The sequence below is a fragment of the Candidatus Methylacidiphilales bacterium genome (assembly GCA_025056655.1).
In the GTDB taxonomy this organism is placed as follows: Bacteria; Verrucomicrobiota; Verrucomicrobiia; order Methylacidiphilales; family JANWVL01; genus JANWVL01.
Genome location: JANWVL010000100.1, coordinates 1 through 10,824, shown reverse-complemented (window position 1 = coordinate 10,824; position 10,824 = coordinate 1). Strand labels below are relative to the sequence as shown.

General features: G+C 57.6%; 5 protein-coding genes. 1 reads left to right on the top strand and 4 read right to left on the bottom strand.

Annotated features, from left to right (window positions below):
* Nucleotides 1-272: 272 nt before the first annotated feature.
* The 4 genes from NZM04_06185 to lepB all read right to left on the bottom strand — a co-directional run bounded on the left by NZM04_06185 (nt 273) and on the right by lepB (nt 10,367).
* Nucleotides 273-7,568, bottom strand: coding sequence for a putative Ig domain-containing protein (locus NZM04_06185; protein ID MCS7063616.1), 7,296 nt, complete (start codon nt 7,566-7,568; stop codon nt 273-275).
* Between the two features lie 161 nt (nt 7,569-7,729).
* Nucleotides 7,730-8,221 (bottom strand): GDYXXLXY domain-containing protein, encoded by a 492-nt coding sequence (locus tag NZM04_06180; protein MCS7063615.1) that lies wholly within the window; start codon nt 8,219-8,221, stop codon nt 7,730-7,732.
* Nucleotides 8,218-9,171: a DUF2157 domain-containing protein gene (locus tag NZM04_06175; GenBank protein ID MCS7063614.1), complete on the bottom strand. Its 954-nt coding sequence runs from the start codon at nt 9,169-9,171 to the stop codon at nt 8,218-8,220. Before NZM04_06175 ends, NZM04_06180 begins: the two co-directional genes overlap by 4 nt.
* 50 nt (nt 9,172-9,221) lie before the next feature.
* The gene (lepB, locus tag NZM04_06170) at nt 9,222-10,367 is read right to left on the bottom strand and encodes a signal peptidase I (GenBank protein ID MCS7063613.1); all 1,146 of its coding nucleotides are present in this window, start codon (nt 10,365-10,367) and stop codon (nt 9,222-9,224) included.
* 42 nt (nt 10,368-10,409) lie between these two features.
* Between lepB and NZM04_06165 the strand changes: the two genes are divergently transcribed.
* On the top strand, nt 10,410-10,824 hold a 415-nt coding region (locus NZM04_06165), incomplete at its 3' end, for an AAA family ATPase (protein MCS7063612.1).

The following is a 10,824-nucleotide window of genomic DNA, read 5'->3' as shown; positions in this document are numbered from 1 at the left end:
AGAGAAAAACCCGCGCAAAAAACATCGATCCTTTTTTATTTCCTCCCTACGCCCCTGGATAAGTAAGATAGGCAGAAACTACCGCATCTAAACCCCATTTTCTCCCCTCCCTTTGGAGTGCTGGAGCTTGCGGCTCGCTTGTCACCGCACTCCATAACGCTGACGCCTGCCACCGCACTTCGTATTTGGACTGCGGTGCAAAACGAAGTGCCTCGCCGCCTTAAGACTAACTAAAGCGGGGTTGCGCTGGCGCTTGCTGCTGCAGTCTAAAGTTAGGGAAGCGAGGCGCCGAGGTTGGCTGAGACGAGGTTGAAGTCGACGGTGGAGATGACGCCGTCGGCGTTGATGTCGTTGCGGAAGGTGGCCGCTGTCACGGGATTGCCTATGTTCGCCTGCACTGTGTTGCGATCAGGATTGATTGCTACTTGCTTGTTTCCATCCACGTCGCCCTGCAATATTCCAAATGTCAACGTAAAGTTCGCACCCGTCCCGTTGACATTGTTGATGTTGAGGATGTAGCGCTGGTTGCTGCTGATGCTCACTATGGGCAACAATATCTTGTTGGCTGTGTAAACTGGGGTCCCAAAGGTAGCCGTGCCTTGAGAGAGGGAGAAAGTCGCGCTTGTGGTGGGAACGTTGAAGGTGAGCTCGAGCACTCGTGCTACGGTGTGGCGTCGTGGGTCGATCCCGTAGGCGGGGCCGGCCAAGGGGAGATTCACCCCAAAGGTCCCTGCGGTGCCGTGCGTCGCCAATATCTGCGCCGCAAGCAGGTTCGGCGGAGTGATGTTGGTCACTTGAAGGACAAAGGTGAATATGGGGCCGGGCCCTGCTGCGTTCACCGCAAACAGTTGCAAGGTGTAGGTCCCTGCTACTGTCGGGGTGCCTGATAGTGTGTTGCCAGAGAAACTCAACCCTGGCGGCAGCGGTGATAGTAAAACGTAGCTCGTGGGGCTGTTCGTCGCCGTGAAAGCCTTCACATATGGGGTGTTGACGTTAACGGTGTCTGTAGCTGGCGGCTGAATCACTGCTGGAGGCGTCGTGCCGCAGGCGGTCGGGCCCAGTTTTACGAGGAAGCCGTCATGGGCGCCTCCGCCATAGGTGGGTTGGTGGCTTGGGGTGGTGGTTATGCCGGTTGCTGAGTTGGTGTAGCCGACTAGGTAGACGGCGCTGAAGGCGTCGGCTGCGGCTGCGGTGCCGTAGTCTTGGCCTGTGGCTCCGTAGTAGGTGGCCCAGAGTCGTGTGCCTGTGGGGGAGAGTTTGACGAGGAAGGCGTCTATGCCTGTGCTTTTGGTGTTTTGGTGGCCGACGTGGGCTATGGAGGTGGTGGAATTTGTCTGGCCGGGTAGGTAGAGGTTGCGTGCGGCGTCGGTGGCAAGCACTTGTCCGAGGTCGTCGCCGTTGCCGCCGTAGTAGGTGCCCCAGATGCGAGTCCCTGCTGGGTTAAACTTGGCAACAAAGGCGTCATTCCCGCCGGCTCCGAAGGTGTTTTGATGTCCGCTGTGGGCTATGGCTGCCGCTGAGCTCGTGCTGCCGGAGACGATGATGTGGTCGTGGGTGTCTACGACGACGCCGTTGATGACGTCGTTGCCTGTGCCGCCGTAGTAGGTGCGCCAGACGATGGAGTTACCCGCGGGGCTTAGTTTTACAATGAAGCCGTCTTGGCCTCCGCCGAATGTGCTTTGATGGCCGCCGGTGATGAGACCGCTTACAGTGGTGGTGTATCCGGCGATGATCGAATGGCCTTGGGAGTCGACGGCGACGGCGTTGGCGATGTCGGTGCCGGCTCCGCCGAAGTAGGTGCCCCAGAGGCGGTTGCCTGAAGGGTCAAATTTTGCAACGAAGGCGTCGGTGCCTGTGCTTTTGGTGGGTTGCACGGTGCCGGGTGTGGCGATGGCTGTGGTGGATGCGGTGCGGCCGGTGAGGTAGATGTTGCCGGCGTTGTCGGTGGCTACTGATAGGCCTTCGTCTTGCTGGGCCGCGCCGTAGTAGGTGAACCAGACGAGGTTACCTGTGGTTGGGTTGAGGCGCGCGAGGAAGGCGTCGGGTTGGGTGGTGCTGCCTGGGGTGAGTTGGAAGGCGTTTAGTCCTAGACCGGGCGAGGAGGTGGAGCCTGCGAGGTAGGGATCGCCTTGGGGGGAGATTGCGAGGGCGTGGGCGGTGTCGTTGCTTGTGCCGCCTAGGTAGGTGCCCCAGAGGCGGTTTCCGAAGGCGTCGAATTTTGCAATGAAGGCGTCGGTGCTGCCGCCGTTGTAGGCGGTGGATTGTGTGCCTGGGGTGGCTATGGCGTTGGGCGAGGCGGTCTGGCCTGCGATGTAGAGGTGGCCTGCGTTATCGGTGGCTACGGCGTGGATTTGGTCGTTGCCGGTGCCGCCGTAGTAGGTGGCGAAGCAGCGGGTGCCGGGGTTGGCTGGTATTACTCGGACTGTGAGGGAGTAGGGTGGGCCGAGGATGCCGTTGTTGGCTTGAATGGTGAGGGGATAGAGGCCGACGGCTGCGATGTTGCCGGAGAGGACGCCTGTTGTGGAGAGTGTGGTGCCTGGTGGGGTGGGGCCGATTGGGGCAAAGGAGGTGGGATTGTTTGTGGCGGTGAAGGGGTAGCTGAAGGAGACGCCTGCTTCGACGATGAGTTCGTTGTTCGGTAGGGGATTTATGACGGGTGGAAGGGGAACGGCGGCTATGGTGAGGGTGAGGGTGGCTGTGGCGGTGGAGCAGGAGTTGGTGGCGGTGAGGTTGTAGGTGTAGGTGCCTGCGGCCGTGGGTGTGCCGCTTAGGGTGGCGGTGGAGATGGTGAGGCCTGGTGCGGGGTTGACGGGGGTGAGGGTGAGGGTGGGTGTGGGGGTGCCGCTGGCGGTGAGGGTGTAGTTGAAGGGTTGGCCGACGGTGCCTGTGGCGGTGGTGGGTGAGGTGATAGAAGGCTGGCTGTTAACGGTTAAGTTGAGGGTGAATGGGGCGCTGGTGCCGCCGGAGTTGGTGGCGGTGAGGGTGATGGGGTAGGTGCCGGGGGCGACGTTGCCGCTGAGGGTGCCTGTGGTGGAGTTGAGGGTGAGGCCTGCGGGGAGGGTGCCGACGACTGCCCACGAGGTGGGAGAGTTTGTGGCGGTCATTGTTATGTTGATTGTGGCGGGGTTGCAGTGGGTGACGTTGGCGGGGCCTGTGATGGTGGGTGGCGAGGGTGGGCAGGCTGGTGTGGTGATGAGGCCGACGTTAAACCAAGCTGCGGGGTTGGCTGAGGCGGTCTGGGGGGAGACGACTTGGGCTTGGATTTCGTAGGTGGTGTTTCCGTTGAGGGCGGTGAGGGTGTGGGTGCCGGCAGGGGTGGCTGGGCGGGAGGTGGCGGGGATTTCGGTCCAGGGGTTGAGGCCGATGCGGTAGCGGATGGCGAGGAATTGGGTGGGGGTGCAGGAGGAGGCGGGGGTCCAGTTGAGGAGGATGGAGGTGCAGGTGGCGGGGGAGGCGGATGGGGCGAGGTTGGGTGCGGTGCATGGGGGGACGATGGAGAGGTTGAGGGTCTGGGAGGCGGAGGCGCCGCAGGAGTCGGAGAGGGTGACGGTGATGAGGTAGTTGCCGATGGCGGCTGGGGTGCCGGTGATGGCGCCGTTGGTGGGGTTGATGGTGAGGCCGGGCGGGAGACCGGTGGCGGACCAGGTGGCAGGGGCGCAGTTGGGGTTGATGGAGTGGGTGGGTGCTGGGATGGGGGTGATGGGGGTGTTGTGGGGGAGCGGGGGCTGTGAGGGATAGGGGGCGAGGGTGGGGGGTTGGTTGCTGATGAAGAGGGTGAAGCTTTGGGAGGCGGTGCCGCCGCAGGAGTCGGTTAATGTTACGGTGACGTTAAATGTGCCGGCAGCGGTGGGTGTGCCTGAGATGACGCCAGTGGTGGGATTGATGGTGAGGCCGGGTGGGAGACCAGTGGCCGACCAGGTGGCTGGGGTGCAGGCGGGAGGGATGGTGTGTGGTGGGGGCGAGAGGTTGAGGTAGGTGAAGCCAATGGTGCCGTTGGGTGGGGTGGGGTAGGGGTTGAGGGTGGGGGCGTTGGTGATGGTGAGGGTGAAGGAGAGGGAGGCGGATTGGTTGCAGGCGTCTGTGACGGTGAGGACGATGTTGTAGGTGCCGGGGGTGGTGGGGGTGCCGGAGATGATGCCTGTGGAGGGGTTGATGGTGAGGCCGGGCGGGAGGCCGGTGGCAGACCAGGTGGCGGGGGAGCAGTTGGGGTGGACGTTGGGGTTGGGGGGAACGATGCTGGGCATGGGGGCTCCGGCTGTGGCGGGTGGGACAGTGAATGGGGGGAGGGATGGGCCTGGAGGACAGGGTGGAACGGTGACGGTGCCGGCGGGGAACCAGCCGTATTCATCGGTGCTGCCGTTTTGGGTGAAGACGGTTTGAATTTGGACTTGGTAGGTGGCGTTGGGGGGCATGTTGGGGATGGTGAAGGTGCCGGCGGAGACGGGCGGGCGTTGGGACATGGGGAGGTAGATCCAGGGGTTGTTGCCGGAGCGGAAGCGGATGGCGAGGAAGTTTTGGGGCTGGCAGTTGCCGGTGGGGGTCCAGTTGAGGATGGCTTGGGTGCAGTTGTTGGTGGGGATGAGGGTGGGGTTGAAGTTAAACGCGGAGCAGGGTTGGAATGGGACGAGTTGGAGGGTGAGGGGTGCGGAGGTGGAGTTGCTGCAGGCGTCGGTGAGGGTGACAGTGGTCTGGATGGAGCCAGAGATGGTGGGGGTGCCGGAGAGGAGGCCGGTGGTGGGGTCGAGGGTGAGGCCGATGCTGGTGAGGTTGGGGATCATGGAGTAGGTGGCAGGGGTGGCGCTGACGGTGCCGCCGAGGTTGTAGGTGAAGGCGGTGGATTGCATGCCATAGACGGTGGGGTAAGTGGGAAGGGTGGGAGTGGTGGGGGTGTTGATGGTGAAGGTTTGTGGGGGGATGGGACCGCAGGCTGAGGTGCCGGTGATGGTGATGGTGTAGGAGCCTGGCGCGGAGATGGTGCCTTGTAATGTTCCACCGAAGGGGTTGGGTGTGAAGGTGACTCCTGGGGGAAGGCCTGAAGCGGTGAGGTTACCGGGTTGGCAGGAGTTGGCGAGGGCGATGTTGGAGCTGATGGACTGGCCTACTGAAGCACAGGAGGGTGTGGTGGTGAAGTTAACACATTGATAGGTGACGGGGACGAGGCCGTGGTAGGGGCCGACGGTGCCGTTTTGGCCGCCGGAGACGAGGGCGACTTGGATGTCGTAGGTGCCGGATTGGAGGGAGGAGAGGGAGAAGCTGCCGGCCGAGATTGGGGGGCGAGAGGTGACGGGGATGCCGGTCCAGGTGTTTGAGGTGGAGAGTTTGTAGCGGAAGTGGAGGTGGGTGTTGGCGGGGCATGAGGGGAGTGGGGTCCAGGTGAAGTGGATGGCCTGGCAGGCGGATGGGGAGGCGGTGATGTTGAGGATGGCGGGGGAGGTGCAGTTTTGGAAGGGGACGATGAGGAGGTTGAATGGCTTGGAGACGGAGGTGCCGCAGGAGTCGGTGAGGGTGATGGTGTGGCTTGTGGAGCTTGAGGCGACGCCTGGGGTGCCTGTGATCTGGCCTGTGGAGGCGTTGAGGGTGAGGCCAGGGGGTAGAGGGGGGGAGATGGTGTAGGTGCCTGGAGCGAAGTTGGGGTCGAGGGTGCCGGCGGCGTTAAAGGAGTAGGGGAAATTGTGCATTGCGGTTTGTGGGGGGTAGTTGGGGAGGGAGGTGGGCTGGCCGACTTTGATGGTTTTGTTGAGGGTGAGGGTGTTGCCGCAGCTATCGGTGAGTTGGACGGTGAAGTTGTATGTGCCGGGGGTTGTGAAAGTGCCTGAGAAGGTGGGGGGTGAGGCGAAGGTGTTGTAGGTGATGCCTTGCGGGACGTTGGTGGGTGCGATCGAGACGGAGGGACAGAGGGCGGAGTGGTGGACGGGTGTGGTGACGTTGATATTTTGGCCGACTGAGGCGCAGGAGGGGATGGCTGAGAGGTCGATAAATAGCTCGGTGAATTTTGCGACGAAGCCATCGCGGGAGCCGCCGCCGTAGGTGGTTTGGTGGGCGTTGGAGGATGCGATAACGCCGGCGGGGGATGTGGAGGAGGTTTCTCCGGCGATGATGATGTTGCCTTTGTTGTCGAGGATCAGGCTGCGGGCATCTTCGTATCCAGAGCCGCCGTAGTAGGTGCCCCAGAGGCGCTGGCCATTAGTTCCGTTGAATTTGGTGATGAAGCCATCGAAGGTTCCGGCTGTGTTTTGTGGTTGGTAAGCGTTGGTTGTAGAGATGGCTCCGGATGGGTGGGTGCTGGGGAAGTTGAGGGAGTTTGTGCGGCCTGTGAGGTAGATATTGCCTTGAGTGTCTATGGCGATGGGATGGTCTGAGCCGATGTTTTGACCTTCAGTTGCAGCGCCGCCAAAGTATGTGCCCCAGAGTCGCTGGCCGTTGGAGCCATTAAATTTGGCGATGAAAATGTCGTCGTTGTTAAGAGTCGTTTTATGGGTGCCTGGAGTTGCGATGAGGGTGGAGGAACTTGTGGAGCCTGTGATGATGATGTTGCCGCTGGGGTCGGCTTTTACTCCGATGCCGGCCTCGCCTGCAGTCCCTCCGAAGTAGGTGGCCCAGAGGCGTTGGCCGAAGGAATTTAGTTTTATGAGTATTGCGTCTAGTTGGGAGTTGTTGGTATGAAAGGAGGGTTGGTGGGTGCCGGGAGTTGCCAGGGTGAACGAATTGGGTGCGTTGGGAGAGTTTGTGTAGCCGACAACTAGGACGTTGCCGAAGTTATCGACGGCGATTCCGGTTCCGACGTCGGAGTTGTAGCCACCGTAGTATGTTCCCCAGAGACGAGTGCCGTCGAATCCGCTAAATTTGACAATAAATATGTCGGAGGGTGAGCCTCCGCCTCCGTGGAAGGTCTGGAGGGCTCCTGGCGTGGCGATGGATCCGTTGATGTTGTTTTGAATGCCCGTTTCACCTGTTAAGTAAATGTCACCGAATGAATCGACCGCAAGGGCGCGGGCCTGATCGTTATTGGCTTGAGGGACGCCCATTGAGGCGAAACCGCCGTAGTAGGTGCCCCAGAGGCGGTTACCGTTGGGATCAAATTTGATCAAGAAAGCATCCACATCAGAGAGGCTTGGCTGATTAATTGGCGGAGTGGATTTGTGGGTGCCTGGGGTGGCGATGTTGGAGCTGCTGGAGGTGAAACCGGCGACTATGAGATTGCCGCTTGGATCGATGCCTAGGCTTTGCACGCGGCCGTTGATGTAAGTGCCCCAGATACGTTGACCGGTGGGTAAAAATTTAGCTACGAAGCCTGTCCCCGCATCGTGGCCTGAACCTGGGGTGGTCTGGAAAGAGGGGTTTGTGGCAATTCCTGCGACTGAGACAGGGAGGGTCACTCCGCCTATATATATATTCCCGAAGGCGTCCGAAACAACACTGTGGATGATGTCATCGCCCGCTCCGCCATAGTAGGTGCCCCAAAGACGGTGAGGTAATGTGGTAGAGGCAGCGGGATGGATGTTAAGGATGGCCACAAGGGCGATGATGGCTAGAGTTGGTAAGCTATGGGAGATTGGGGAATATTTCATCGTTATCCTCCTATTTTGAGGAAGTTTTACAAATTAATCGGGAAATGTCAACCAAATTTTTCAATTATGTTGACATTGTTTTACCTTTTTTGGGAAAATTTTATTTAAGGATAGAGTGGATAGGCACCAGAATCGGATGATGCAATTGAGCCAGGGAGGCTCTATTGCGGGTGAGAATTTTTGGGAAAAATTCTTTTTATACGCCCTTGGCCTTTTGAGTCTATGGCAATCTCGGCTATCAGCTCATAGGGCAGAGCCCTGCTATCCTCTGGAATGAAGTATTTTTCCATATCAAATTTGATATCGAAGCCGCTATACCATCCGCGTATGTATGGGGCGTATGGAGATGGCGACGGGGGTTGTGCAGAAATGTGGTGTGTCACCCAGAAGCCCTCGGCGTCTTGCTTAAGAATAACATAAAGTTTATCACCGGCCGAAAATAGGTGTCTGAAAGTCTCAGGCATCTCACTGATTTCATAGCGAAGCGTGGCGTAGTTGCCGCGCAACAGGTCGCGAGGGTCAACTGTGTAGGCACGGATTCGGTAAGATGGAGCGGCTAGTCCGATGGCATTATAGATGTAGAACGCGGCTAGGCTAGTAATGTAGGCAGCTAGTAGGGTGTAGAGAGCTTTACGTCGGCAAGAGGGGATCATTTACTAGGTGTAGGAGGTTCGGATTGGGAAGACTTTCGGGCAACAAGTTTATGAAGAGACCACCACGCCCAGGTTGTGGCAAGAATGAAGAATCCTGCGATCATAAAGCCAAGCGCGGTGTAGAGGTAGGAGTAGATGTAGTGGAAGAAAAAGGCAATCATGATGAGAGCGAGAAAGAGGAGGGCGAGGTTGAGGAGATGGGGACGGCTTTTGTTGACAGAGTAAATGAGGACCAACAGGGCCACAGCGGCGATAAGGAACCACCAGTTGCGCGAGCTTACAAAGCCATGGATGTAGCAAGCGGTGAAACCTGAGAGCAGAGCCCAATATTCACCGATGTAGCGATGATGCTGAGAGGGACTGAGGCGCCATAGTTGAGAGATAAGAGCAAGGACTACGGCAAAGAGGATTTGGCTCTCCAGCCAGGAATTATTGGTGAGGTAGTGGAACTGGTGTGATAAGAAATATAGTTGGAAGGCGAGGATTTGAAAGCACCAAACTGCAGTAGATAGGCTTAGGAGAGTAAGAGGCACAAGGGCAATAGCCCAGACGAGGAAGAGGTGAGAAAGGTCGCCGTAGATATGAAAGGTCTGAGTGATGAGAGCAAGGGTGAGAAGTGGAAGGATGGCTGTTGCGGCATAAGCCGTCTCTCGGAGATAGGTGGGACGGTTGCGGGAGTGTGACTCGATGGCGAGAATGCCGGTGAGGGTTAGTAGTGCGAGGAGGGCGATGAGCTTTGCTAAGTCTGGGATAGCTTCCCAGTTGCTGGAAATATAGAGGGTGAGCCCGAGGATTAGACAGCCTACGCCTATGACGGCAAAGATGAGAGTGAGGGTTTTTGAGGTAGAGTGTAGGGGGTAGCGAGCGAGGATGGCTTCGGCTTGTCGAGGTTCAATGAGGCCTTCGGCCATCCAGCGCTGGAGAAGTGTTTCGATTTGGGAGCGCTTCATGGTGGGGATGTTATTGGAGGTTTAACTTTAGTTTTGGAAGAGCATAAGAATTATTCGACGCTTCCCCATCGTTTTCCGAATGGCCAGTAGACGATGAGAGGGGTGCCGACGAGATTGCGGGCTGGGACAGGGCCCCAGTATCGGCTGTCCCAGCTTGCGCGGGCATTATCACCTATAGCGAAATATTCGTTATCGCGAAGTGTGAAGATTTCATTAGGTGAGCGGAGATAATGTTGCTGTGAGTCGATAAGGTAGCCGCTGTATTGATCTATTTGTTGATATTGTTTTTCGAAGATGCGGCGACCTTGGAGAGGCCGACCGCGGACGTAGAGATAAGGTGGATCGATTCGTAGAGTGTCGCCTGGTGTGCCGACGCAACGCTTGATGTAATGCTGGTCGTGATAGATGCCTTCGAGTGCATTTTGAAGTTCGATGTCTCGAATGCCAGTTGTCTTGAAGACGAAAATTTCGCCGCGCTCAGGGCGGCGGAAATGGTAGATCATTTTATTTACGAGAACTTGGTCACCGGTTTCTTGACGGTAGCTGAAGACATAGTCTCCTGCTTTGAAATATCGGCCGGGGCGGAGATCGAGTTTTTCACGGATGAGCTTAGGGTTTAGCCAGATCTTCACGCGCGAGCCATCATCGAAGCGAAGGTAAGACCACTCGAACCAAATGAAGTTGCTGCCTGGCTCAATGGCGACGAGGTGGAGGTCACGCGGGGCTATATAGCGGCCGTATGTTCTACCGAAAATGACTTGCTCAATGAAACGCACGAGTGGGTTGGGAAGCGGCTGATCGTAAGCCTCAATTTCAATGCCAGAGAGGGTGGGCCACATGGAGCCGGTGGGGATTTTGAAGGGTTGGAGAAAATAAGCCTTTATGGCGAAAGCAAGGACACCTGCGACGAGGAAGACCTCGCAGTTTTCCTTGAGCCAATCCCATGAGCTGCGTGTGAAGGTGGTGTCGTAGACGCGGAGGCTTTGTTCAATGGCGTTTTTGAGTAGGGATACATTTTGCGAACGGATCGCGATGGTCAGCTGTTCGATGGATTCTTTAACGGCTTTAGATTTTTCTGGGCTTAGGACATCGCGCCTGTAGGTGTGCATTTTTTTGAGGATACGACGATATTCGATAGCGTGGGCGCGGAGTGAGCGATACTCACGCCATCGTAGGAAACGTTTTTTGAGATCCATGGGATAGCGCTGATTAGCAAACGAGTGAGGAATGGCAATGCTGTGCTTTTGTTTTGCGCTAGACAGGTGAAGGCGTTAGGTTGTGGCGTCATGAGAATTTATGCCGTCGCAAACCAAAAGGGCGGTGTGGGTAAGACAACAACTGCTGTAAATCTTTCGCATGCTTTGGCAAATTTAGGGCGTCGCACTTTGTTAATCGACCTCGATCCCCAGGCTAATGCGACGAGCGCCTTGGGGCTTGAGCCCAAAGAGGGATGTAGCCTTTATGAAGTGCTCCAGGGTCGAGCGACGGTGTCCAGCAAGATCGTGGAGTTAGCGGAGAATTTAGCGATGATCCCTGCTGAAATTGATTTGGCAGGTAGTGAGGTTGAAATCGCGCGTTTGCCTAATCATCTGACTCGTGTGAGGGAGGTCTTGCACCAATTTCGGGAGGTAGGAGGCTTTCGGTTTTGCTTTA